Annotated in this window: 20 protein-coding genes; 15 read left to right on the top strand and 5 right to left on the bottom strand. The window is 60.3% G+C overall.

The genetic code is table 11. From position 1 onward, the window contains the following. Positions 1–24 precede the first annotated feature (24 nt). The gene (locus RC54_RS12960) at positions 25–4,842 is read right to left on the bottom strand and encodes a hypothetical protein (RefSeq protein WP_156481333.1); all 4,818 of its coding nucleotides are present in this window, start codon (positions 4,840–4,842) and stop codon (positions 25–27) included. A 488-nt stretch (positions 4,843–5,330) separates the two neighbouring features. On the opposite strand from RC54_RS12960, the gene RC54_RS12955 reads away from it, so the two are divergent. From RC54_RS12955 to RC54_RS12890, 14 genes are all read left to right on the top strand, one after another. Further along, entirely contained in the window at positions 5,331–5,744 is a 414-nt protein-coding gene (locus tag RC54_RS12955) for a biopolymer transporter ExbD (RefSeq protein WP_058895583.1), read from the top strand. Positions 5,745–5,749: 5 nt separating this feature from the next. After that, a complete protein-coding gene (locus tag RC54_RS12950) occupies positions 5,750–6,451 on the top strand; it encodes an energy transducer TonB (protein WP_244216337.1) in 702 nt (233 codons plus the stop codon). A 138-nt stretch (positions 6,452–6,589) separates the two neighbouring features. Beyond that, on the top strand, positions 6,590–9,061 hold the full coding sequence (locus RC54_RS12945; RefSeq protein ID WP_058895581.1) for a TonB-dependent receptor: 2,472 nt from the start codon (positions 6,590–6,592) through the stop codon (positions 9,059–9,061). 67 nt (positions 9,062–9,128) lie between these two features. Further along, a complete protein-coding gene (locus tag RC54_RS12940; RefSeq protein WP_082686055.1) occupies positions 9,129–9,809 on the top strand; it encodes a MotA/TolQ/ExbB proton channel family protein in 681 nt (226 codons plus the stop codon). 112 nt (positions 9,810–9,921) lie between these two features. Further along, positions 9,922–10,677: a GntR family transcriptional regulator gene (locus RC54_RS12935; protein ID WP_058895580.1), complete on the top strand. Its 756-nt coding sequence runs from the start codon at positions 9,922–9,924 to the stop codon at positions 10,675–10,677. A 20-nt stretch (positions 10,678–10,697) separates the two neighbouring features. Beyond that, positions 10,698–11,810: a BMP family lipoprotein gene (locus RC54_RS12930; RefSeq protein ID WP_061790327.1), complete on the top strand. Its 1,113-nt coding sequence runs from the start codon at positions 10,698–10,700 to the stop codon at positions 11,808–11,810. Continuing rightward, positions 11,807–13,402, top strand: coding sequence for an ABC transporter ATP-binding protein (locus RC54_RS12925; RefSeq protein ID WP_061790328.1), 1,596 nt, complete (start codon positions 11,807–11,809; stop codon positions 13,400–13,402). Before RC54_RS12930 ends, RC54_RS12925 begins: the two co-directional genes overlap by 4 nt. Continuing rightward, positions 13,399–14,544 carry an ABC transporter permease gene (locus RC54_RS12920; RefSeq protein WP_061790329.1) on the top strand — a complete coding sequence of 382 codons (1,146 nt, stop codon included), beginning with the start codon at positions 13,399–13,401 and terminating at the stop codon, positions 14,542–14,544. The genes RC54_RS12925 and RC54_RS12920 overlap by 4 nt, the downstream gene beginning before the upstream one ends. Beyond that, entirely contained in the window at positions 14,534–15,505 is a 972-nt protein-coding gene (locus RC54_RS12915) for an ABC transporter permease (RefSeq protein WP_058895576.1), read from the top strand. The genes RC54_RS12920 and RC54_RS12915 overlap by 11 nt, the downstream gene beginning before the upstream one ends. Before the next feature lie 46 nt (positions 15,506–15,551). Further along, positions 15,552–16,634 (top strand): ADP-ribosylglycohydrolase family protein, encoded by a 1,083-nt coding sequence (locus RC54_RS12910; RefSeq protein WP_244216336.1) that lies wholly within the window; start codon positions 15,552–15,554, stop codon positions 16,632–16,634. After that, positions 16,631–17,566: a carbohydrate kinase family protein gene (locus tag RC54_RS12905; protein ID WP_061789562.1), complete on the top strand. Its 936-nt coding sequence runs from the start codon at positions 16,631–16,633 to the stop codon at positions 17,564–17,566. Before RC54_RS12910 ends, RC54_RS12905 begins: the two co-directional genes overlap by 4 nt. Further along, positions 17,563–18,471 (top strand): nucleoside hydrolase, encoded by a 909-nt coding sequence (locus RC54_RS12900; RefSeq protein WP_061789563.1) that lies wholly within the window; start codon positions 17,563–17,565, stop codon positions 18,469–18,471. The genes RC54_RS12905 and RC54_RS12900 overlap by 4 nt, the downstream gene beginning before the upstream one ends. 121 nt (positions 18,472–18,592) lie before the next feature. Further along, a complete protein-coding gene (locus tag RC54_RS12895; RefSeq protein WP_082803115.1) occupies positions 18,593–19,708 on the top strand; it encodes an esterase-like activity of phytase family protein in 1,116 nt (371 codons plus the stop codon). 143 nt (positions 19,709–19,851) lie between these two features. Then, the gene (locus RC54_RS12890) at positions 19,852–20,298 is read left to right on the top strand and encodes a VirK family protein (protein WP_061789565.1); all 447 of its coding nucleotides are present in this window, start codon (positions 19,852–19,854) and stop codon (positions 20,296–20,298) included. 28 nt (positions 20,299–20,326) lie between these two features. Here the strand turns inward: RC54_RS12890 and RC54_RS12885 are convergent, their stop codons facing one another. Both RC54_RS12885 and RC54_RS25250 read right to left on the bottom strand, forming a co-directional pair. After that, a complete protein-coding gene (locus RC54_RS12885; RefSeq protein ID WP_058895571.1) occupies positions 20,327–20,557 on the bottom strand; it encodes a hypothetical protein in 231 nt (76 codons plus the stop codon). A 265-nt stretch (positions 20,558–20,822) separates the two neighbouring features. Further along, positions 20,823–20,960 carry a hypothetical protein gene (locus RC54_RS25250; RefSeq protein WP_156425838.1) on the bottom strand — a complete coding sequence of 46 codons (138 nt, stop codon included), beginning with the start codon at positions 20,958–20,960 and terminating at the stop codon, positions 20,823–20,825. 342 nt (positions 20,961–21,302) lie between these two features. Between RC54_RS25250 and xopF2 the strand changes: the two genes are divergently transcribed. Next, positions 21,303–23,213 (top strand): type III secretion system effector XopF2, encoded by a 1,911-nt coding sequence (xopF2, locus tag RC54_RS12880; RefSeq protein ID WP_156481289.1) that lies wholly within the window; start codon positions 21,303–21,305, stop codon positions 23,211–23,213. Positions 23,214–23,358: 145 nt separating this feature from the next. On the opposite strand, the gene RC54_RS12875 is transcribed toward xopF2, so the two are convergent. Beyond that, a complete protein-coding gene (locus RC54_RS12875) occupies positions 23,359–24,168 on the bottom strand; it encodes a TOBE domain-containing protein (RefSeq protein WP_061789567.1) in 810 nt (269 codons plus the stop codon). Further along, on the bottom strand, positions 24,165–25,166 hold the full coding sequence (locus RC54_RS12870) for an LLM class flavin-dependent oxidoreductase (RefSeq protein WP_061789635.1): 1,002 nt from the start codon (positions 25,164–25,166) through the stop codon (positions 24,165–24,167). The genes RC54_RS12875 and RC54_RS12870 overlap by 4 nt, the downstream gene beginning before the upstream one ends. Positions 25,167–25,191 lie beyond the last annotated feature (25 nt).

The following is a 25,191-nucleotide window of genomic DNA, read 5'->3' as shown; positions in this document are numbered from 1 at the left end:
ATTGATCAATGATACATGCAAAAATCATGAGATGGCGAGCGATCCTGCGACATTCCCGTGCAACTCAGCATGGGTGCGGTCTAACCACTGATCGATGGGATCGTAGTCGCTGCGGGCAAAGTTCTTGAGACAGGCGAGCACATCGCGTGCCGAGTTGGCCACATAGTCGGGGCGTCCAGGCATCAGCCTGCGCCAACCACGCCCGCTGTCGGTAGCGCTGGCTAGCGCGCCGTCGCGCAGCAGGTAGCGACGCTGGTCGGGGTTGGGATAAGCCGCGGCCAGGAAGGCATGGATGAGATTTCCGGCTTGCAGGCCGTCGCCGGAAATGCGCACCGGAACTGCCCGATAGCTGGCCTCATGCAGGGTTACGATGTAGTAGCCACGCGGCCCCACGCCTAGCATGGGGGCTACATCGGGGCAATAGGTCAGGTCGAACAGGTCGTGCGTCTTGATGAAATGCCGTCTTGTCAGTGGCACTGCCTGCAGACGGACCTCATCGTTGTGGTCGCGCACCTCTCGTTGCTCCAACAGCAACTGGCCGGCGTCATCCACCTCCATGATCATCATTGGACGATGCAAGGCCGTGGAAAGGGTGCGCGCCAGCATTTCGCCAGGGAAGGGCCGGCCGGGCATGAATGGCTGGCCGGGTGCTGGCAGGTCGAAACGGGTGGCTGGAGTCCAGGCCAGTATCTCGGGCAACACGTTAACGCGCACACGGTCTTTCATGGCTTGACGCCGAGCATCGTCACGCAGTTTGTAGCGATGATTCGGATGATTGACGTCGTAATAGCCACCTTTTTCCCGGAACTTCTCGTGCGATACATTGCGCACGGCGTCATTGAGAAAAGGAGTGATCGGGTGGCCGGTAAGAATGGCGCCCAATATACCCACGCGAATCTGCGCCGGGCTGAGCGCCGAATGGTAGGGATGGCGCCAGCGTGCAGGTTCGTCTTCCCGTGGCTCCAGGGGCGCACCGTGGAAATTGTTGAGTGTTCCACCAGTGAAAACCATTTCCTGGCGTGCCGCATCGTAACGATACATTTGCGCAGTATCCGGGTGGCAGCAGATGGCGCCGTCTTCCAGCTCCAAGCGCAAAGGCTTACCATCCTGCTGCGCCTGCTCCCGAGCTTCGAGATAGCGGTGATAACGCAGTTCGGCCTGGAAGGTGTCGAGCTGGCGGATGTAGAGCACCTGGCCAAGATTGAATTCGTCGCCATCGTCCGAGCGCGACTGAAGTTCGGACTGCCCATTCGGGACCACCCGTGGCAAGGTCTCCGGTGGCGGATCGTGATCGATGCGGTCCAGCACTGCAACCGAACCCGCCATGAGCAGACTTTCCACCTGCATGTGCTCGGCCAGGGGAATGACGGTGACGGCGGTCTCCTGCTGTATCACCATCTTCTGACTGCGATCCAGAGGGGCAGCGCCATAGCCCAGCCCCTGCAAGAAGGTGGCTGCCATATGCCTGGAACTGGTGACGGACATGAATTCGGTCATGGCAAGCAACGCGCCTTCGCCGATGAAGACGGCATCCGGGCCATAGCGTTCACGGGCCTGTGCCTGGCGCGACTGTTCGACGTAGTAGGCATCGGTGACCACGGCCCGGTAGACATTGTGCGGGACGGTCTTGGCGTGCAAGGACATCAGATTGACCATCAGGACGGATAGAGGCGTGACCATACGGTCAGGCTCACCAGTGAGATTGCCGCGCTGGTTCATGGCTGCCGTCTTGAACCAGACTCCGGGGGCCAACCGCAGATAGCGCGCCTGTCCGGTCTGTGCCCAGCGCAGCAGATAGTGGAACAGTTGAGACTCCAGCGTATAGGCGTGGGTCGCCTTCCGCCCTTCCTCGATCATACGATTGCTCAGGCGCTGGTAGTGTGGATTGCTGTGCTCCACCTTCTGTGGCATGCCTGGTGCATTGCCCAGCGTCTGCTGCAATTGCTTGACGTAAGGCACCTGGGCATCGGTGAAGGTGGTCTGCTGGCGTGGAATGCGTTCGGTGCGCGCGAAGGGTGCCGAGGGGCTAGCCGTGTGTGGCAGCGGCGCGCTGATGAAGTCGGGGGAGACCGCGGTCGGATAGGTCATGGCCGGGTTGGCGGCATAGGTCGCCGGAAAGCTTTTCATCAACAGCTCGGTGGCCTTGCGAATGCGGACCGGCAGGCTGGCAATGCTATTGGAGGCGGCTAGCTCCAGATCCGGCATCCGCGAGGGGCCGGCCTGGTCGATATCGGCCGGTCCTGCACGTCCGGATAGCAGGTCCGAGGCGGCGATCATCTCTTGGTAGTAACGTTGGACCTCCTCGAGATGCTGCTGTTGCTGGGCAGGCGTCATCTCATGAAAACTGGCCGCTGCCCGGACCTGTTCAAGCTCGGTGCGCGCAGTACGCGGCGCCTCCAGATTGAGATGATTGATCGCTCGCCGCATGTTCTCCACGCTATCCTTGAGCATGACCGAGGTGCGGCGCAGGGCCTCGATATCCTCCAGACGATCGCGCCCGCCCTCGATCATGCGCTCGGCTTCAACGGAAAAGATGTTGAGTAGATCGCGCACCCGGGCCACCATGTTGTTGGGACTGTTCTCGCGCGCCAACTGGTCCTCACCGGCGCGCGCACTGGCACCGGCCAGGCCGGCACCGGAGAACAGGATCGAGAGAATCGGCAGCAAGGCTTTGTCCACGCCGCGCACACCCAGACGCGTGACGAAGGCTTCCAGATAATTGGTAGGCATGTCGCCGCGTTCAGCGGCCGCGCCGGAAACGTTAGCGGTCAGCGGCGCAGCCCCGTAGACCGCACCCAATGAGCGGAACACCAGATCGGCGGCGAAGAAGTCCATGGCCTTGTAGGTGGCACTGAGAAAAAGATGGTTGTCGGGGTCGCCCGAGCGACCGCGCAGGAACTCTATGCCCGTGAGTACCGTGGCCACGCCGAAGAGACTGTATATATCGTTCTCGTTGCCGCGTGGTAATCCCATGCGTGTCTGGATGCCGTAATTGAGCAGCAGCCGTCCCAGCTCGCCCAGGAAAGGCAACAAAGCCTCATTAAAGATCTGGCCCGCAATTTGTTCCCGGCTCTTTGCCGTGTCCTTGACGAAGTTCTTGTAGGCAAAGCGGTAGGCCTGCGTCACCACGTCCTGCGCCAGCACCGTGACGGCGATGGCGCTGGCGATGGTCTTTTCATCGACGACGCCGGCGCCCGAACCGGTGAAGGCGCGTGCGCCGGCAAACAGGGTGTGGGTCTTTTCATCGCGCAGGCTGTTCATCAAGGCTGTCATCCCATAGACCGTGGTGCCGGTGATCAGCGCGCGCAAGGTGGTCCGAATGACGCCATTGGCCGTAGTGCCCCTGACCATGGGGTTGAGATCATTGAGGATGATATCAGTCAGAACATGGGAGGCCGCCGTGGCGATGCCCTTGAGCGAATGCCGGTCCTTGAGGAAGGGGGCGGCCGGAATTTCCTCTCCGGTGGAGACGATGATTCGAGGATCGGCATAGCCGGCGATGCTGCCATAAGGACCTGTATTGTCGCCACGCCACCCATAGACCGAGACATCGGCACCGGGCAACGGCGACAGCGCCTTGACCGCTTCGCCATGTGGATCGAGCAGGGTCATCTTCAGGCCCTCTGGCGCATATTCGAAGCGGTGCCGGTACTGGTCTTCGGTGCGCACAATGAGCGTGCGGTTGCGCGGTCGGTCGGCCATGAAAGATTCGATGAGTTGACGCATGGTCGCATTCTTCACCCCCGGTGCATCGCTGGGAGCGATGATCTCCACGCCGCGATCGTCGAAACCGGTCACCTGGGCGATGGCGCCACCGCCGATGTTCAGACTGGCCGGATACTGGCCATAGGAACGGCTCTGGATCGGACGTAAGGTGTTGTGGTACTTCTGGTCGGTAAGGAAGATGATGGCGCGGTTTTCCGGCCCATTGAGGTCGCAGTATCCCAGCCGAAAATCACTGCTGTGAGCATCGGCGCGCTGCGATGGCGGGGGCTCGCCGAAGCCCTCGGCCATGTAGTTCTCAGCATTGGCCCATGAAAACTGGCGGGGAAACGGGGTGGCGTTGGGCGGCACTGGCATGACCACAGTATTGCTCTCATCGGCGCTGCGGCGCGCGAACAGAAGCGAGCGGCGCGAACACTCCAGCAAATACGTGCAGAAGTAGGTTTCCATGGTCACCTGTGGTCCCCCCACGCCGGTGCTTTCTGCGGCCATGAGTTCCTCGCGCCGCGCTGCAAAGCCCAGCAGCTCGCGTGGCCCCACCAGCCGATTGGCGTAACCCTTGATGAAATACAGATCGGACGCCCCCTCCGGCCCCGGCACGCTGTCCTTGATCACCAGCAGGTGGGTGGCTACCTTGCTGTGACGAAAAGCGAAGGGAAAACTGGCGATGCCAACGTGATCATTAAGCGAGGCAAGCTTGACGCCGGCTGACGCTGATTCCACGTGACGCCCTTGGAGCGCCGTGACGATGTCGTCGAATTCGGCACGACTGACGCCGCTCTGGCGCATGTCCTGGTGCAGTTGTGTCAGCGCGGGCGCGGAGGCTACCGGTTGCGCCGTCAACGCCGACAGCAGCATGGCCTCGGACGCAATCTCGATATGGACATCAGCCGGGGCGTCGGTGTGCTGATACAGGACCGGGGCTTGCTGGGGCTCGATCCGGCCTTGCAGTTGAGCCGGTCGGCGCTCCAGATCGCGCCTGGAGGCAAGCCGGGATCCCTCGGCTGGTGCGATGGTCGGGTTCGTCTCAGCGGCAGGCGCGGCAACCGACGACGAAGATGTGCCGCTCAGCTCGATGATTTCGTTGAGCGGTGGACGTGAAGAAGAAATATGAGCCATGTTGGTGCAATGGAAGAAGGCTGAAGGGGGTCACGCCGCAGCCAAGGCAGCACAGCAATGACCCAGATGTCTGCTGCTGGGTGGTGCGGATACTGGCATTGTTCCAATGTCATCCAAATGTCATATTTATTTTCGCAAATTAATCAAAAGTGGACCGTACCAATATTTATAAAACAATCCGGTGGCGGCAACAAGTCCGATACACCAAGGGATAGATATGTGCTGGCGGGCTTTATTAAAACGCCCCAATTTAGCGCTCTAGATGGACATTTATGGTGCGAACTGATGATTTTCAGGTAAATGAAACGTGAACAGAAATCGTCGATACCGCATTTTTATTACAGTAATATTAAAAATAGAAAAAACCAAAATATATTTATTTGGTACGTACCAGTTATTGACAGCAGAACGCTGAAATTTCATAATCGCCTCACTTTCAAAGCGCGTGCGAACTCTTCGCTATGCGTCATACCGATCAAGGAGCTGCGATGAGAAGCTGGGGCGAAACGGAAAAGCGCAGGGCGCGTATCGAGATCATTCCCATGATCGACGTGATGATGTTCTTGTTGGTCTTTTTCGTGCTGCTGAGCCTGAACGTGATTCCGGCGCTGGGCATCAAGACCTCCTTGCCCAGCTCCTCCTCGGCCAGTGACCTGCAGACCCAGCATATCGCCCGCATCGCCCTGGGGGTAGATGGCGAGTTGGAGCTGGAAGGCAAGCCGATCAAGCTCGATGCCTTGGTGCCGAACCTGAAACAACTGCAACAGAAGGAGCCCGGCAAGAAGCTGGTGCTCATCGTCAATGCAGATCAGAAAATCGAATTCCAGCGCGTGATCGACCTGATGGACACGCTCAAAGGCAACGGCTTTGATGCGCTGTCCTTCGTTTCCAAGCGCAAATGATGGCCATGCTGCTGATTTATCGTCATCGCGACTGGGTCGCAGCCTTGCCTGCAGCAGGCCTGACATTGCTGCTCGTCACGGCCGGAGTACAGGTCGTCAAACCGCTCAAGCCCAAGTACGACGAGCCAGTGAAATTGGAGATCATCGACCCTGTCAGCCTGCCTCCTGCGCCACAGCCACAACAGCCGCCCATGGCAACGCCGCTCCGGCCTGCCCCCAAGAGCCCGCCGTCGCCCAGGCCGACGCCGCCAGCACCACAGCCCGTGCTGCCCAAACCGGCCGCCGCGCCCACGACGAGCGTGCCGTCAGCCGCTGCGCCGACACCAACGCCTGCGCCTGCAGCCCCGGTACCGACACCCGTCTCGCCGGCGCCGCCACCGGTACCGCCAGCACCCAAACCGAATGTAGAGGCTGAGTTCATCGCCAGGGTGCGCGCCTATCTTAACGCCGTGAAGCGTTATCCGACGGGGCGTGAGGCCAGCCTGCAGCGGCCGGAAGGTACCGTCAAAGTATGGTTCGTCCTCAATCGCGATGGCTCAGTGGTGGATGTCGGCATCGAGCAAAGCTCCAATTCCATGCTGCTCGACCAGGCCGCACGCCGAAGTGTGGGCATGGGACGGTTTCCGTCATTCCCCGAGCAGTTCCAGCCCGGGCAGCCCACACACCGCTTCGTGGTGGATCTTGAATTCAAGCCGTCCACAGACTGATACGTACCAGCCGGTACTGCGCCCGTAAAGCTTTTTCCGAGAAGTCGGTATCGCATTGGCGATGCCGAAGAAATGCCATGACTGTCCGCGCTTGTCCGGCGCGAAACGCAACCGAACCATTCTATGGGAGTCGCAACGATGAAGTTGAAATTCAACAAGCTGGCGCTGCTGGTGTCGAGCCTGTTCCTGGTCGATCTGGCGCCAGCATGGGCGCAAGAAACTAGCAATCTGGGCCAGATTACCGTCAACGGTGCGGCTGAAGCGCCGGGCGCCGGCATGATCCAGGCTGACGACACGCCCAAGGCGCGCAGCTCGGTCAGCCGTGAAGCCATCAGCAAGATGGGCTCCTCCTCGACCGCCTTCCAGATCATCCAGAGTCTGCCGGGGGTGTCCGCCTTCGACCAGGATGGCACAGGCCTCTTCGGCGGTACCCTGCGGGTACGTGGCTACAATGCCAACCAGATGGGATTGACTCTGGATGGTGCACCGCTGAACGACTCGCTGAACTACTCCATCAATATCCAGGAGTTCGCCGACCCCGAGAATACCTGTGATGTCTTCCTCAACCAGGGCAGTGGCGACATGGAAGCACCGCACGTCGGTGCCAGTGGCGGCAACGTCGGCATCAGCACCTGCGATCCTCGTGACACCATCGGCGGAAAATTCAATCTCGCCTTCGGTTCCAATCGCTACAACAAAGAATTCCTGCGCTTCGATTCCGGCAAGTTCGCCAATGACCGGGCCAAGTTCTTCATTTCCATGTCGCAGGCTGGGGCCGACAAGTTCAAGGGCGCCGGCAACGCCAGGCGCCAGCATGTGGATGCCAAGGCAGTCTTTGATTTCGGCGCAGGCAGTTACTCCAAGCTGGCCTTCCTGTGGAACAAGATGGACAACGCCAACTATCGCACCGTCAGCAAGGCAGACCTGGCGCGCTTCGGCTACGGCTATGATTTCGGCACGACGCCGCCGCGCCATCTGCCACCGGTCAGTGGTACGGCCCAAAATGAAGCGACGGCCAATGCCGCCATCCTCGGCAACTACCAAGGCTTCAATAACAATCCCTTTGAAAATTATCAGGTTTCGATGGTCAACCATTGGCAGCTCTCGCCGCAGGCTAGCCTGGATGTCAATCCCTATTACATCTATGGCTACGGCACCGGCGGAAACCAGCTCACCAGCGTCTCCGAAGCGCTGGGCAGCAATCTGCTGCACGGAGGCATCGGCGACCTCAATGGCGACGGTGACAGGCTCGACACGATCCTGGGCTATGGCAGCAATGTCAGCCAGACCAACCGCTGGGGCGTCACCACCAAGGCCAACTATCAGCTAGGCAGCCACAATCTATCGGGAGGATTGTGGCTGGACCGTGGCATTTCGCAGCAATATAGCCCCTTCGTATCCATCGACAGCAATGGCAATACGTCGGATTACTGGCTGACCAACAGTGCCCAGTATCTGAAGTATGCCGATGGCACGCCCTACAATGCGTCGCGCAACTGGTACACCCGGGTGGACGCCCACACGGCGTTTCTGCAGGACAGCTTCTCGCTGATCAATGAGCGCCTCAATATCCAGTTAGGCCTCAAGCGCCAGGAGGTCAAGCGCGACTTTCAGAACTTTGCCAGCGGCTTGAGCGCCAACAGCGGCGGGGCGGACTATGAGGTCAGGCAGAAATTCAGCAATACGCTGGGCAACATCGGCCTGCGTTACCAGCTCAGCGAGACGCAATCGGTCTTCATGAACCTGGGGCAGAATGCCCGCGCCCCGGAGAATACGGCCAATACCGGCCTGGTCCAGACGGCGGCGGCCAGCAACTACACGACCTCCATCGTCAATGGTGCGCTAATCGCGCGCGACAGCCAAGGCAACATCGTGCCGCTGCGCATCGGCTCGCCCAAGGTCAATCCAGAGAAATCCAACGATGTCGACCTGGGCTACCGCTATGCCGGCAACCGCCTGACTCTCTCCGGCTCGGTGTTCTACATCGACTTCAAGGACCGCATCGCCAGCCAGTATGACCCGGTCTCGGCCCTGAGCACTCAGTTCAACGTAGGTGCCTCGCGCACCTATGGCCTGGAACTGGAAGCGGGGTATAAGCTGAACGACAACTGGAACATGTATGGTTCGCTCACCCATGCCGACTCCAGTATGCTCGACGACAAGGTGGCCGTGCGTGCTGCCAACGGGACGGCGACTACCCTGCAGACCACCGGCAAGCAGATGCCGGACACGCCGGAATGGCTGGCCTCGCTGTCGCTGCAGTACAGCAGCGGTCCTTTCTACGCCAGTGCACAAGGGCGCTACGTCGGCCAGCGCTACACCACCTTGGTCAATGACGACAAGATCGGCGGATACACGCTGTTTGACCTGGGCGCCGGTTACCGCTTCGATAAAACCTTGTTCCTGCAAACGCCGACGATCCGCTTCCAGCTGCTCAACCTGTTCGACAAGAAGTACCTGAGCATGACCGGCCCCAGTGGATCGTCCTTCACCACCAATGCCAATGCCACCACTGGCACCAATGGTGCAGCCATCTCGGCAGCATCGGCGCCGCTGTTCTACGTCGGCGCACCGCGTACCTTCCAGGTGTCGCTCAGCAGCGATTTCTGATCCGATCGGCATGATCCGCCGCACTGCCGCCCACAAACCGGCAGTGCCTCTTACCCAAGGAGCTTTTATGAATGCCATCCAGTTATTCCATGAACTGACTTTCTATGCCATGTATGTGGCCGCCGCACTGGCGGTTTTCATGATCGTGGAGCGGCAGTTGTTCTTCATGTTCAGTGCACGCGATGCATTGCGCCTGCTGCGCACGATGAGCGCCAAGGAGGGCGCCCCTCCGGTCATCGACGCCTCCCTGCTGGAGCGTCAGACGGTGCCCGCGCAATTGGTGCGCGAGGCACTGCAGGTGCAGGGCAGGGCCGTCACACAGGCCCAGCGGGAAGACCTCGGCGAGGCGATCTACATCGCCGGCAAGAAGCGCGTCAATGCGCGTCTCTGGGTGCTTGATACCATCGTCACGGCGGCACCGCTGCTGGGCCTGGTGGGCACCATCCTGGGCATCATCGATACCTTCGCGGTCCTGGCTTCATCGGGTATCTCCGACCCCTCTGGCGTTTCCAAGGGCATCGGCACGGCCCTGTATGCCACGGCACTGGGAATTTCCATCGCCCTGTTCGGCCTGCTGTTTTACAACTATTTGCGCGAATGCGCCGACAATCTTAATGACCTTCTCAAGGAGCTGCTGCTGCGCAGTTCCGGTCTCGAGCATGGTCATTGCGAAGGCGACGGTCGCGGCTCACGGGAAGGTAGCACTGTGCCGCGCAACGCCCGCCACCCGGTACTGGCGGCAGGCTGAGCGAACAGGGCAGGTGGGTGCCGGACGGCTCACCTCACGCACGCTGGCCGGTGCTGCATTGGCACGCGCCTTATGATTTACAACTGGTACGTACCAATGTAAGATTGCCGCCATGAAAAAAGACCTCCCCCAAAGCGAAGCCCAGTTACCGCGTTACCGCTGGCTGGCCGACATTATCCGCGACACGATCGACCGCGGCCTTTTTACCGACAACCAGGCACTGCCGCCCGAGAGGGAGCTGGCGGAACATTACGAAGTCAGTCGGGACACGGTGCGCAAGGCGCTGCGCTATATGGAAGAGCGCGGCATCATCTACAGCGACCACGGTCGTGGCACCTTTGTCTCGCCGGCCATCGTGCGAGGTACCACGCGCTTCATCGACAGTTTCTCGCAAGATACCGGCAATCGCGGGGGCGTACCGGGCCAGCGCATCATCAGCATCGAAAACGTGGGCGCTAGCATGGCCATTGCCACCCTGCTCAACATCGAGTCCGGCACGCCGCTGGTACGGGTACGGCGGGTGCGTCTGATCGATGATGCACCGGTCGGCGTGCATGACGCGCATCTGGTCTTGCCGCGTGGATCGCGCCTGACACGCAGCCAGATCGAGCGTAGTGGTTCGCTCTACAAGCTGCTGACGGCTCAGTACGGGTTCGACCCAGCCGAGGCCGTGGAAAATCTCTGCGCCGGGGCTGCCGATGCCGATGATGCGCAGTGGCTGGATGTGCCGGTGGCAGCGCCTCTGCTCATCTGCGAGCGTATCACCTTGTCCGACCGCCGCCAGCCTATCGAGTATTGCCTGATGAAGTACGTGTCCAGTTACCGTTACCGCACACGCATCGCCCGTCACAGTGACGGCACCCGCTGAACTTCCCTCTGTCTGAGCCGATGAATGCCATCTTCCGCTACCTGTTGCCTCGTCTCGCCTGGACGCTGATCCTGTTGGCCCTGCTGTCGCTGCTGGCGCACTGGTCCGATCGGCTGGCAATCAAGGCCAATGGCAAGACGCAGTTACGTGCGGTCCTGTTCATCAATGGCACGTTGGGGGACAAGTCCTTCTTCGATTCTGCGGCCAGGGGAATGCGGCGCGCCGGCCATGAACTACCGGTCAGCGTGCGCGTGGTCGAGGGGGGTAACGACCCGACACGGTGGGAGTCAGGCCTCAGCGATCTGGCCGATAGTGGTGACTACGATATCGTGCTGGCCGGGACCTACACCATGGTGCCTTATGTGCAGCGACTCGCCGCGGAGTTTCCACGCACGCGCTTCGTGATGTTCGATGCCACCGTCGACTATGCCCACTGTGCCTGCGGCAATGTGCATTCCATCCTGTTCCGTCAGAATGAGGGCGCCTATCTGGCTGGCTACCTGGCCGCCATGCTGCTACAGGCGCACTTGCTGCCGGGCGTGCCGCCCAACGCCGGACTGGGCCTGGTGGGCGGGATGCAGTTACCGGTCATTGATGATTACCTGCTGGGTTTCGGCGCCGGAGCCCGCGCAGCCAATCCGTCGGTGCGGATGGCGGTGCAGTATGCCAATGGCTTTTCCGATCCTGCAGCCGGCAAGGATATTGCAAATGCCCAGATCGCTGCGGGCGCTGGTGTCATTTTCCAGGCCGCCGGTGCAACCGGGCAGGGCGTGACTGAAGCGGCCAGCGAGGCGCACCGTTATACCGTCGGCGTGGACCTTGATCAATATGAGATGTATCGTCACAGCAATCCCCAGCGCGCTGCGGCCATCATCACCTCCGTGCTGAAGAACGTGGATGTCGCTATCGTGCAGGCCTTGACCCTGGCGCTGCGGCAGCAACTGCCCTATGGCCGCGCCGATTCGCTCGGTCTGGCCGAGGGAGGCATCGGCATGGCACCGCATTCGGAGGTGCTGGATCGCCTGCCGGTGCCGCTGCGACAACGTCTTGATGCCGTGCGCGCGGATCTGGTCAGCGGTCGCGTGCGACTGCCCAGCGGCTTCGCCTCCGCATCTGCGGAGGCGCGGGGATGAGCGCTAAAGCTGTGATGGGTACGCCAGGAGCACTGCTGGAGCTGCGCGATGTCTCCAAACTCTATCCCAATGGCACGTTGGCCAATGACAACGTGAACCTGTCCATCCGAGCAGGAGAGATCCACGCCATCCTGGGCGAGAACGGTGCCGGCAAGTCGACCGTGATGAAGATGCTCTATGGCTTGGAACAACCCAGCTGCGGCAACATCTGGCTGGATGGCCAGCCACGGGTGCTGCCCGACCCTGCGCACGCCATAGCGGCCGGTATTGGCCTGGTGCCCCAGCATCTGCATTTGCTGCCTTCCTTCAGCGTGACAGACAACATCGTGCTGGGTGCAGAACCGCGCCGCGGGTGGCGTATTGACCGCAAGGCGGCGCTGCAGCGCGTTCAGTCTCTGGTGCAGCGGTTCGGACTGGACGTGGACCCGCTGGTGCGTGTGCGCGACCTGCCGGTCGGGGTGCAGCAGCGCGTCGGAATTCTCAAGGCGTTGTATCGCGGTGCTCGGGTTCTGCTGCTGGACGAACCTTCGGCAGTGCTTTCGGCGCAGGAAGCAATGACCTTGTTCCAGGTGCTGCGCGGCATGGTCGCACAAGGGCTCACGGTGGTGCTGATCAGCCACAAGCTCAAAGAGATACGTGATGTAGCTGACCGCTTTACGGTATTGCGCAAGGGGCGCGTCAGCGGCAGCGGCCTGGTGCGCGACTTTTCCGAGACAGAGCTAGGCAGCATGATCGTCAGCACGGCGCCCCCGCCTATGCCGGCACGCAATCGCAAACGGGCGACGTGCCCGCTGCTCGAAGTCCGTGATCTGGAGGCGCGGCATGGGGATGGACGCCTGGCCTTGCGGTCGCTGTCGCTGGACATCGCGGCCGGAGAAATTCTCGGCATTGCCGGTGTTGAGGGCAATGGACAGGACGTGCTGGCGCGCGTGTTGTTGGGCCTGCAGGCAGCCAGCAGGGGGGAAGGGCGACTGCAGGGTCTGCGCTTCACCGGCCTGAGCGTGCGCCAAGTGCGCGCCTGCGGCGTGGCCTACATCGCTGAAGACAGAATGCACGACGGCGTGGCCGCAGAAATGAGCATCGCCGACAACTTCATCGCCGTCACTTATCACAAGGCGCCGTTCTCGCGTTACGGCTGGCTCGATAGTACCGCCATTGGCCGTGCCGCCACCGAACTCATGCAGCGCTGTGGCATAGTCGCGCCCTCGCCGGCAACCCTGATCGGAGCGCTCTCTGGAGGCAACATGCAAAAGCTGGTACTGGGCCGAGAAGTGGCGGCAGGGCCCCGTCTGCTGATCGCCAGCCAACCCACGCGCGGCGTCGATATCGGTGCCGCACGTGCCTTGCATGACCAGTTGCTGGCCTTGTGCGAGCAAGGCGCGGCGATCCTGCTGATCTCCGCAGACCTGGATGAATTGTTGTCCCTGTCGAACCGCGTTGCGGTGATGGCCGATGGCGCCCTGGTGGCGCACTTCGATGCAGCCGGACTGGGGGCCGATGTCCTGGGCCCCTATCTGACCGGTGCGCGGTGCGAGCAAAATGCTGCCGCCTTGCTAGGTAGCGCTGCCACTGTCACCGGAGTCTCCGCATGAACCAACCGACCGCCTTGCCATTGCAGCAGCGTCTGCAATGGCAGCAAGCCTTGGCCCGGCGCCTGCGGCTGCCGGTGGCGCTGGCAGCCGGCCTGTCGTGTGGCTTCCTGATCATGTGCGCGGTGAGCACCGAGCCATTGCGTGCGTTCCTGATCCTGCTTACGGGAGCCTTGCCACGCTTGCATTGGAGTGCTGGCGAGGGCTGGCAACTGAGCCGCCTGGTACGTTTCGGCGCAGTGATCGAAGATACCATCACGCTCAGCCTGCTGGGTCTGGCCGTGCTCATTCCTTTTCGCGCCAAGCAATTTTCGCTGGGCGCCGATGGACAACTGTTCCTGGGGGCGCTGGCTGCTACCGTGGTAAGCCTGTATCTGCCTGGGCCGTGGTTCGTGGTCCTGCCGCTATCGCTGATGGCAGCCTGTGTCACCGGATTCCTATGGGGATCCTTACCTGGACTGCTCAAGACCCGCTTCCAAGCCAACGAGATCGTCAGCACCTTGATGCTCAATATCGTGGCGGTACAAGCCTATCGCTGGCTGGTCAGCGGCTGGCTGCGTGATCCGAGCGGCGGCTTCATCGTCACGCCTTTCCTACCCACATCGCTGCAGCTGCCGGTGCTGCTGGTCCATACCAACGTGACGGTGATGCTGCTGGCCTTGCCGTTACTGGTCTGGGGTACCTGGCTGCTGCTCATGCGCACCACGCTAGGTTACGAGATTCGGGTGGTCGGACAAGCGCCCGCGTTTGCCTTGCAAGCCGGCCTGCCGGTACAGCGCACAGTATGGCTGTCGATGGGATTGGGCGGTGTGCTGGCCGCACTGGCCGGAATGCATGTCAGCCATGGCTTGCTCAAGCGCCTGCCAGTCGACCTACCCACCGGGCTTGGTTATGAAGGGCTGCTGGTGGCGTTGCTGGCCCGCTGCGAGCCGCGCGCAGTGCCTTGGGCGGCGCTGATGTATGCATATCTGCGCACCGGGGCGCTGGCCATGGAGCGCAGTACGGACGTCTCGCGCGAAGTGGTGCTGGTAATTCAGGCACTGGTGATTCTATTCCTGGTGGCCGAGCGCATCCAGCCGGCCCTGGCAGCGGCCTGGCTGCGCTGGCGCGCACGCGGGGGGGCAGGAGGTCGACATGGGGCATGAATCCTGGGCCTGGAGCATGGCCGCCGTGGCATTGTTGCCGGCGGTGCTACGCGCCAGCACGCCCATTTTGCTAACAGCCCTGGGCGGGCTGCTATCGGACCTGGCGGGTTGCATCAACGTCGGTCTGGAAGGACTGATGCTGGTGGCGGCCTTCTTTGCCGTGATGGGCTCGGTCCTGGCCGCGTATTGCCTGCCTGGCCTGCCCCCGGTTTGGCACGCTTGGCTGGGGGCTCTGGCCGGGGTGCTGGCTGCCATGTTGCTGGCGCTGCTGCTGGCGGTGTTTCACCTGGAATGGGGCGCTGATCTGATCGTGGCCGGTATCGCCCTCAATGTGCTGGCCGCAGGCCTGACGGTGTTTCTGTTGTCGACCTTGGTCGGAGACAAGGGCTCCACCGCCGGTCTCGATACCCCGGTACTGCCGGCCCTGCATCTGCCCGGCCTGCAGTCGTGGCCACAGTTGGACCTGCTACTCAATGGCGAACACGGGCGCGGCCATCACCTGCTGCTGTGGACGGCCTTGCTCGCCATTCCCGTGCTGCGCCTGCTGCTGCATCACACCCGCACTGGCGTGTGGCTGTGTGCATCGGGCGAACATCCCCAGGCCGCTGCCGAAGCCGGAATTCCGGTCAAGCGAATGCGCTATCTGGCGCTACTGCTGTCGGGGCTGCTGGCCGGCCTGGGTGGGGTTTACCTGAGTATGGGCTACCTTAGCCTGTTCCAGGCCGATATGACCGCCGGACGAGGATTCCTCGCGCTGGCGGCGGTCTTCGTCGGCGCCCGCAGCCTCACTGGCACGGTGGTGGCGTCCTTGCTCTTCGGCGCCAGCGCCGTCCTTTCTACCCGGCTCGGTGCGGCGGGCATGGCGCCACAACTGCTGTACATGCTGCCTCCTGCGGTGACTCTGCTGGCGCTGGTCGCCGCGGGCACACGCAAGCGAGGCAGAACGCGCAGATCAACCTAGGCAATACCCCTTCGCATTACAGGAGAAGCATGTGAGCAGCATTATCTTGAGGGATCGAATCTTCGCCTCGCTGGCCTTGGCCGGCATGGGAGACGCCCTCGGCGCCCAGACCGAACAATGGAGCATCGACGAGATCGCCGAGCGTCACGGCGGATTGGTTACCTGCTTCGGCACGCCCCCCGAGGACACCTTTGCCGGTGCCAATGCAGGCAAACGCGCGGAGATCACCGATGACGCCAGCCAAATGTACTACCTGGCACGAGCCCTGATCGCCGCTGGCGGCCAGCTCGACCATGATGGCTGGGTCGCCTGCCTGCTGGATTGGGCCAGCACCAGCCCCAAGGCCGGCTTCATGGGACCGAGTACCGCACTGATGGTCAAGGCCTTGCAAGAGGGGAGCGATGCGAATGATGTCGGCATCATTGGCCGCTCGCGCCGCAAGATGACTACCATCGGCATCACCAATGGCGCCGCCATGCGGGTGGCGCCCGCCGGGCTGATTCATCCTGGCGATCTGCCGGCCGCCTGCGAACAAGCGCTGGTCACCTGCCTGCCATCGCATGACACGGATGTGGCCATCTCCGCCGCCTGCTCGATCAGCGCAGCCACGGCACAGGCCTTGGTCAGCAAGGACTTGCAGCAGGTGCTGGCGGCGGCCACCCACGGCGGTCGCCTGGGTGAGCGAATGGCCAGCCAGCACGCGCGCTCCGTAGCTGGACCGAATTACCTGGCCAGACTGGAGATGGCCTTGAGCATCGCCGCAGAGTCGCGCAATGACCGGGAGTTTCTGGTGAACATGGAAAAGAAGGTCGGCAATTCCGTGCTGGCGGCCGAGTCCGTACCAGCGGCACTGGGGGTGGTGCATTACGCGCAAGGCGATCCGCTGCGGACCATCGCGCTGTGCTCCTCGATCGGGAATGATACGGATTCCATTGCTACCATGGCCGGTGCCATCGTGGGTGCCTTGCGTGGAACAGCTGCGTTGCCGGACGATCTCCTCGTTGAATTCTTGGAGGTCAACCATCACGACTTCGACCTTCACCAGATCGCTGATGGTCTTTGCCTGCTCGCCATGGGCAATATGGTGCGAACAAGGCAGGGCGTCGCGTCTGCACGGGAAGAACCATGACCTCGCGCCCGTACGACATACTGACGCTAGGCGACCCGGTGGCCGACCTCATGCTGCGCGCTGCGCTGCTGCCGCCACCAGGCGGAAAAACGCTAGGACAATGGCTGGGCATCATGCCCGGCGGGACTACGGCCAATGTTGCCTGCGCAGCGAGCCGGCTGGGAATGCGTTGCGCGCAATTCGGGCGCGTTGGCGATGATCCCAATGCGCGCCTGCTGCGAGACTCCCTGGTGGAGCATGGCGTAGCCACCCACTGGCTCAGTGTGCAGCCGCAGGCAGCTTCGGCGTCGGCTGTCGCGATCCTGGCCCCTTCCGGTGAGAAGTCCATCATCTACATGCCTATGCCGGCCGTGGCGCCGGATGAAGAAGCGTTGAAAACGGCCGTGAGCCAGTCGCGTCTGGTCTATGCCATGCCCTACGATCTTGCAGAGCTGGAGATGGTCAGTCGTCTGGCCCATGCCGCAGGCACACTCGTGGCCATCGATCTGGAAGCAGCCGTAGCGCCCAACGCTACCGAGATGTGGCGCCGAGCCTCGCTGGCAGACATCGTGTTTTTCAATGAGGCGGGTTTTTGCAAGGCGACCGGCACGGCCCCGTCTCCTCAGGTGCTGACTGAAGCACTTCGCCTGGGGCCCTCGGAAATTATCGTGACCATGGGGGAGGGCGGCGCCATCGGCGCGGCACGTACCAGTTCGGCCAGACATGCAGCCTTCCCCGTACAGGTGGTCGATACCACTGGCGCCGGCGACTGCTTCAACGCCGCCTACCTGAGCACGCGCCTGAAAGGCCAGCCCTTGTCGTTGGCGCTGCGTTTTGCATGTGCCGCCGCTAGTTGCGCAGTCAGCGCGCTCGGGGCACGCCAGGGCTTACCCGATCAGGGAAGCGTGGCTGCCATTCTGGCCTCGTCTCCTTACGCAGGAGCTGCTTCATGAGATTTGTCATCATCGACTGCGATCCAGGTATCGACGATGCGCTGGCCTTGTTCCTGGCCGCCGGCAGCGTCGAACTGACGCTGTTGGCCGTCACCACTACGGCGGGCAACCGGCCGGCCGCCATCACTGCCGGCAATGCTCGCAAGCTGATGGATCTGGCCGGCCGTCCCAACCTTGCGGTTCATGCCGGCGCCGAGCGCCCCTTGAGTGGGCACCCTGCGCGCTGCAACCTGGTGCATGGTGAAGACGGGCTAGGAGGCGTGCTGCCGGGCAGGCCTGGTGCCATCGACAATGAACCCAGCGCACTGGCGCTGGTGCGCCATCTAAGGGAGGCGCCAGCAGGCAGTATCGATCTGGTGGCAATGGGCCCCCTGACCAATCTGGCGCTGGCCGAATTGTTGGTGCCGGGTACCTTGCGACGGGTGCGGCAGCTTTCCGTTATGGGCGGCGCCTTGCGGGTACCTGGCAACATCACGCCGGCTGCCGAATTCAATTTCTATGTCGATCCGCTCGCAGCAGACGTGGTCATGCGCAGCGGCGCTGCCATCCATTTGTATCCTCTGGATGTGACGCATCAGGCGCTCATGAGCTCGGCGTGGCTGGACAAGATAGGGGGGCTGACCAATCGCTGCGGACAAGCCGCTGCCGCCATGCTCAGAGCCTATGCCGCCCTGGATCCACTGCTGCACGATGTCTGTCCGGTAGCCGGTCTGTTGCGGCCCACGCTCTTTACCGATCAGGCGTGCAGTATTGAAGTCGACTGGCGCCCCGGCTTCACGGAGGGCTATACGCTGGCACACCTTGAGGGACAAGTGACTTGCGACACCACCATCCGGGCCGCTACCACCGTCGACAACGATCGCTTGCTCGGTCTGGTATTCGATAAAATATCCGGCCTCCCATAATTGCAGCTTGATCGTTATCGGGCCAGCAGCAGAAATCTAACTTTTTCTATCCATGTGCTTCCTAGCGTTTCGTGTTTTTCTGATTCGTTCGCGTCCGCGTTCGACGTGGCTGGTCTGGCTCATGGTCTTCTCGTTGGCCGGCTGTGCCGTGAGCGATGGCCATGACACTCCATCGGCGCCTCTTGTTGCCAGCCTGCGCCTGCTTGGCGAGCAGCGCATTGCGCTTAATGCTCCTTTCATGGGGACGGTGATCGGTGGCTTGTCCGGCATCGACTATGATCGGCAATCGGACACCTGGGTCGCGGAAAGCGATGATCGTTCCGATGTCAGCCCGGCGCGCTTCTACTCCCTGAAATTGCGCTTTGACTTGCACGGATTTCACGCACTGCAGGTCAGTGCAGTGACGTTGCTGAGACAAGCGGATGGCAGCCTTTATCCGAATGCCCAAGAGGCGTCGGTTCGGGGCGGCGACATTCCAGACCTGGAATCGATAAGGATTGATCCGGTCGACGGCAGTGTCTGGTACAGCAGCGAAGGCAACCGTCCGAAAAACATGTCTCCCTTCGTCAGGCGAGCCGACCGGGACGGCAGATTCCTGTCGCAGTTTCCGGTAGGCCCCCTGTTCAAGGTGCACCCGGACGTGTCACTTGGACCGCGCGACAATCTTTCCTTCGAAGGTCTGTCCTTTTCTCGCGACGGCCAGACGCTATGGCTGGGGATGGAGGCACCGCTCTACCAGGATGGTGAAGTACCTACGCTCGAACACGGCGCATTGGCTCGTATCACGCACTATCGGCGTGACGGCACGATGATTGCGCAATATGCCTATCACCTGGACGCGATTGCACATGCACCAGGTGGCCGCTATGCCGACAACGGCCTGTCTGAACTGCTGGCAGTCGATGAGCATCATCTGCTGGCACTGGAGCGCTCAGGGGTGCAGGGTAGCGATGGCGTTTTTCGTTTTCATATCCGGCTCTACGAGATGGATATCAGCCAGGCAACTGATATAGCGAACATACCTGCACTGGCCGGCCAGTGCTGCGTCAGGCCAGCCAGCAAGCGGCTGATCCTCGACTTCGATACCTTGCCGCTGCCGCACATCGACAATCTGGAGGGCATGTCCTGGGGGCCGCGATTGGCCAATGGCCACGAGAGTCTAGTTTTCGTATCGGATAACAATTTCAGCGCCTCACAGGTCACGCAGCTATTGGCTTTCGAAGTCATTCCCCGATAGGATCCTCCTCATTGCTGCGCGGGTATGCCGTATCAGCCATCAATGGACTCATCCGCATCGGCCAAACATCGAGTAACGATGCCTTGGGCGAAAATCCTGGAGTGCCAGTTCAAGCGCTCCCTCTTGAAAAGAAAGGACTATCAATGAAACTTCCGTCAGCCGCATCATTGGCCGTCATTGGGCTGTGCTTGATCATGCCATCGGCTTTCGCCCAGACGAGGCCTGCGTCTCCATTGTCTAGTCAGGCGGAGATCGAGCGGGCGCTCGACGAGGGTGCGACCGTGACGCTCTCCCTGGACCTGAGCCGCTGTCGTGCAGATGGAACCACGAGTCGTAGCGGAAAAGCCAAGGGTGGTTTGACTATCGGGGCCTATCTCGTCATGGATGGTTTGCTGAGCTTTTCGGATAGCCATCCGACTGTAGGAAAAAACGGGGAGCCACTGTGGCAGTTCCTGCGCTACCAAGTCAAGGCGGACCAGACCGTGACGTTCACCGCCGATATGTTCCAGTTGCCTGGTTATACCCGAATCGGTGAGCGCATCTCCTACCAGTGCAATATCAATGAAGGAATCCGGTTCTTCCGGCAGTAAACCTTGAGGGCGAGCTCTGCGCTATCGGCTAGCGATAGAGGTCGCGGTTGCACATCAATTCCAATGCTAGTTCGTGACGCGAGGAGGTGAAGGACAAAGGCCGCACCTGACTCTCCTCAGCGTCGAATCGCGCGTTCTTTCGCCACTGCTCCATTTCTTCGGCCACCGTTTGTCGTACGCTGTTGCGAAGTGCAAAGCGGAACAGAATGACGACGAAGATGCCGCAGCCAATCCCCGTGATCTCGAGCCAATCAAGCATGATTCCTCCTGCGTGCCAGGTTTAGACTAAGAATGAAACGCCACGCATAAGTAGGAACGATCCGGCTGAAAGTTCCCTCACTGGCCGGAACGCCAATCAGATTGGCTACCGAGCAGGTTTTTAACGCCACCTTCCGATTTTCCCTTCGCCCGTAAGTAAACCCGGCGCTGAACTCCGAAGGGACACTTCGTCACGCAAAGAAAACACCCCAAAAGTTTGATCGATGTCCGACTTTTGGGGTGCAGGCCAAACCCGGCGCTTTTGCTTACTTAATATCTGCAGCTTTGCTCGCATGTTCCTTCATTGGGTGAGCGTGCTTAAGCTCTTCTTTATCTACCGAATGACCATGGAATGCTTCGGAAAAAGAATGGCCAATGCTATGAAATAGGCTGCTCAAGGACATGTTGTACTCCTTTCATTTGGATTAAAAAATGATAATTCACTCCGAAGAGCGCTAGGGCCTGTTCACATTCAATTCGCGCATCTCGCAGATTGAATGTGAACAGGCCCTAATACGTGTCCTCTCTTTTGCTTAGGTTCCGACGCATCCTGCAGAAACCAGAAGAAAGTCATTCTTCCACGGATTTATTTCTGAAAACAGCACCACTTATTTCACGTAAATCGATTATTGCTTTGCTTCGTTTTTACTGTGACAGCCTATGCATAACGGCTCATGAAAATTCATCGTCATTTCGATTTTTAATTTAATACACCTAGCAAAGAATAGAAGGATTGAATGTTACCCATGAGGATTCCAATCGCAGCAGGCCATGACTCAGTAAATCTCCAAGCGGCAGACGAGATAGAAGAAGTCAAGTCGTCGCCTTCCGCTTCACCAAGCTCTCTCCCGGTGACTGAACTTTTACCGGTTGCTCCTTCTCGCGTCCCCCAGGTTGGGGAAAGCTCCACAAGTAAGCGCTTACGCGACGAAATCGCCCCCGAGAACACAGGTGCTTCAGAAAATCGGGTGAGTGAAATAAGCATCGACATCTCCGAGCAGACCCTGGTGCAGGTCGCGCTCGATAACATTCCCTGGTCCTCTCGCGCCGCTGAAGATCAGCCCTATCATGAGAAACAGAGACAACTGGAGCAGGTCTTTGTTGACTGGGCGGCGCAACTCGTCAAAGCCCGCCAGCAAGCTTTCGGCCCAGCCTATGTCTTCGGTGTGGACATGCGCGCGCCGGTAAAGGAGGCTTTATTGCCTGCTCTTTATGACGGCGTTCGCCAGTTTATCTTTGCCGCTGCGCGAGGCCCGATCCGCAATGCTACCGTCACTATAGTTGGCCCGCGCAAAAATGAAGCTGGTCAAAATATTGGCGAGCTGAATAATGAGTTTAGTGCAACCATGGCGGGCGGCGCCGTAGGAGGCGTTAGCGCCTACTTGACGGAAGCCTGGCTATTGCAGGCAATGGATAGACGCGCCCATCTCTCAAATTTGGCCAAGCTGGAGCCAGTGGACATGCATCTGCTAGCGCCCGATCCTGGTCCGGTGCAATTGCGACTGGTCAATGGTACGAAGGAATATTGGTGTCCAGCCTCCGATCAATACGGCGGCCATGCGGAAATGGGCAAGGATGACACGGATCCCAGCCTGCCGCACGATACCGACCCGACACTGACGATGCTGAAAGACCAAGCCGCTGAACTAAGAGCGTCCTGGGTTCGATGGCAGGGCAATATTGAAGGGAAGGGTATGCTGTCCTGGTTCCGGCCCGGGCTCAGCGGCGCCTTCAATACCGCTCGGCGCACCCTTTCGACCGCGCAACTATTGAAGTCTCCGCTGCCGTTGTTCGGTACCTCGGTGCTGGCGACCAGCGCTGGGGGTGTTGCCAACTTTACGATTGGAATGAGCAAGGCCATGCCGTGGATGTCGCAAGTACAATCAGATAACTTGATCGGTGGAACGCAAACGCTCAATCTTTTCAAGCTGACAATCCCCCAGCCGAACAGGCCCGCAGTTTCCTGGCGAGATGCGGCTTCCTTTCCCAACTATGCAAAAGATGTCATGTGGGAAATGGGAGGGCGCATCAAACACTCTTTCGATCCACAGCGATCATGGCGAGATTTTTCGGTGCAGACCAAAGATGCCATTCGAAACGTCGCCATCAGTGCAATTGGAAGCATGCTATCTGCCGGTGCAGGAAAAAAATTGGCCGAACTCATGCGCAACGGGAATCCAACCGAACTCCCCGGAGAGTCTTTCAAAGCCGGATCAAGTCTTCTGCAGCAATTTGGTCAAAGTACCACCTACGACTATGTTTGGGAGGCATTCAGGGATTTCACCAAAAGCGACACCTATGACATTTCTCCAAGCTTGGATAGAGCGCGTGACCAAAAACAGCTGTCACTACTATTTCAGGCGAAGCAAGAGTGCGGAAAACTTTTGGTGTTGATGTATGAATGGCGCAGGCTCATGCCCCCACATGTTCAAGATATCGAACATATCGCACTTCAGAGCGATCTGTTGGAGAGGGATCTCAATGCTGCTCAGATCAAAGCTACTCACGACGCACTCAAAAGCGAATCTGTTTCGACCTGCCAAAGATCGTCAGCCCAACTTCACTTGTATGCAAAGCTGATCAATACGACAGAGAAGGCAATGAAGCTGATCAATCAACGCGATGCCTTGGTGGCAAAACGCAGCCCCGTCCCGTGAAGGGACAAATCATTAGCCCTTTGAGGGTGTCTCTTATCATCGCCTGCCGGTGAAGTAAAAGTGATCGCACTGGCGCCAACATCGGGGCGTACTGGTTTTCGAAGTCATCTTGTAACTGGCAAATGCATTACAGGAGCAGCGGTAATCAATCTTGCTGAACGGCCACCATCACTGCATACGCCTTGAAAACAGCGGTGGCGCCCTGGCCCACGGTCAGCGATAGCGCATCGATGGCGTCATTGGTCAGACTGGCGGTCATACAGGCGCCACCAGGCAAGGTCAACACCACCAGCGACGATACCGTGCCACGCTCCACGCGTGAGACCGTGCCTTCGAACTGATTGCGTGCCGAGAGGGCAAAGCCGGCAAAATCGGTGACCAGCACCACCGCCGACGACTTGATCAGTGCAATCGCATTGCCGCCGATCTTGATCTTGAGCCGGTTGGCGGCGGTCGTAGTCATGGTGGCCACGATCTCTTGCGCGCCGGCGATGGTGACGGTGACTTGGGTAGTGACAGGGCCGGTATCGATCGCACTGATGACGCCGGCGAATTGATTACGTGCGCTGGTTTTCATTGACATTCTCCTGAGCAGGCCAGCCAAGGCTGGCAGTTGATTAAGCCATGTCTCCTGCCGATGCAGGAATTCGAGATTGCGCCGTTGCAGTTCGCGCCACACGGCCAGCAGTTCCACCGCAGCGGGAGTGAGCCGGGTGCCGCCGCCGCCTTTGCCGCCGGTGACGGTTTCGATCAATGCGCCATTGACCAGGTTGCCAGCTGACTCCAGCAGCATCCATGCGCCCTTGTAGCTGTAGCCCGCCGTACTGGCCGCGCGATTGATCGAGCCGGTTTGCGCGATGGCGTCGAGCAGGGCAAAGAAGCGCTGGTCCAGGCGCTGCACCAGTTTCAGTTCGCTGCTCAACAAGGTGGTATCGGTGGCAGGCAAGGTACTCATGTCCTTGCCGATGGCTGCAGTCCCAGCGCGCCCGCCAGCAAGCTCAGGGCTGCGCGCGCTTGCTGGGGATCATGGCTGGCAGGCTTGAGCAGCAGGCGATGCGGCCCCAGTTGTTTTTGCAGCTGGCCAATTCGTGCCACGCATTGCGCCGGGTCGCCGATGATGGCATTGACCAGGATGACCTGATCGGAGGCATCGGTCTGGAACATGGGCGGGGTGCCACCGGGCGCGAATTGCACTTGCATCATGCGCGGATACGCACGCACACCTGCCAGACCGTGGGCAAGAGCCTTGTGCGCCTCGGGTTCGCAATGGAAAAAGCGGGCGATGGCAAACGGGAATTGACCGCGCTGCGCACGCTGTGCTGCCACCCGCGTGACCACCTGCTCAAGATCGGCGGAGGGTGTGACCATCAATCCGTAATCCTGGCGTGCGGCCAGATCAAGCGAATCTTCGCTCATGCTGGCCAGCCATACCGGGATGGGACATTGCAGCGGCTGCGGTTGCAACTGCACTCTGTCGTAGTGAAAAAATCGTCCCTCGGTACTGAATGGCACGCCTTGCCATGCGCGCTGGATGACGTCCAGCGCTTCAATCATGCGTGCGCGCGCCTGATCGGCACCGCTCAATCCGGCGTGACGATATTGCTCGGGAAACGGGCCGCCGCGTGCCACGCCGAATTCCATCCGGCCGTTGCTGAGCAGGTCCAGCGTGGCGACGTCCTCGGCAACCCGCAAGGGATCATTGAGCGCCAGCAACGAAGCGCCCGTACCGAGGCGGATGCGCGAAGTGCGTGCGGCGATCTGGGCCAGCAGCACCATCAAGGCGCTGCCGATGGCAAAGCTGCTGTAATGGTGCTCGGCGACCCAGACATCGTGATAGCCCAGGGCCTCTGCCACGATGGCATGATCGACGGTCTGCAACAGCGCATCGCGCGCATTGCCGTGGGGATTTTCGACGTTGAGGAAGACACCGTAGCGTTGCTGGCGATCCGGCATGGCAGGTTCACGGAAAAAAGAGTTG

Origin of the sequence: Herbaspirillum rubrisubalbicans (assembly GCF_003719195.1) — a bacterium.
In the GTDB taxonomy this organism is placed as follows: Bacteria; Pseudomonadota; Gammaproteobacteria; order Burkholderiales; family Burkholderiaceae_D; genus Herbaspirillum; species Herbaspirillum rubrisubalbicans.
This window is presented reverse-complemented; position numbering and strand designations above follow the sequence as displayed.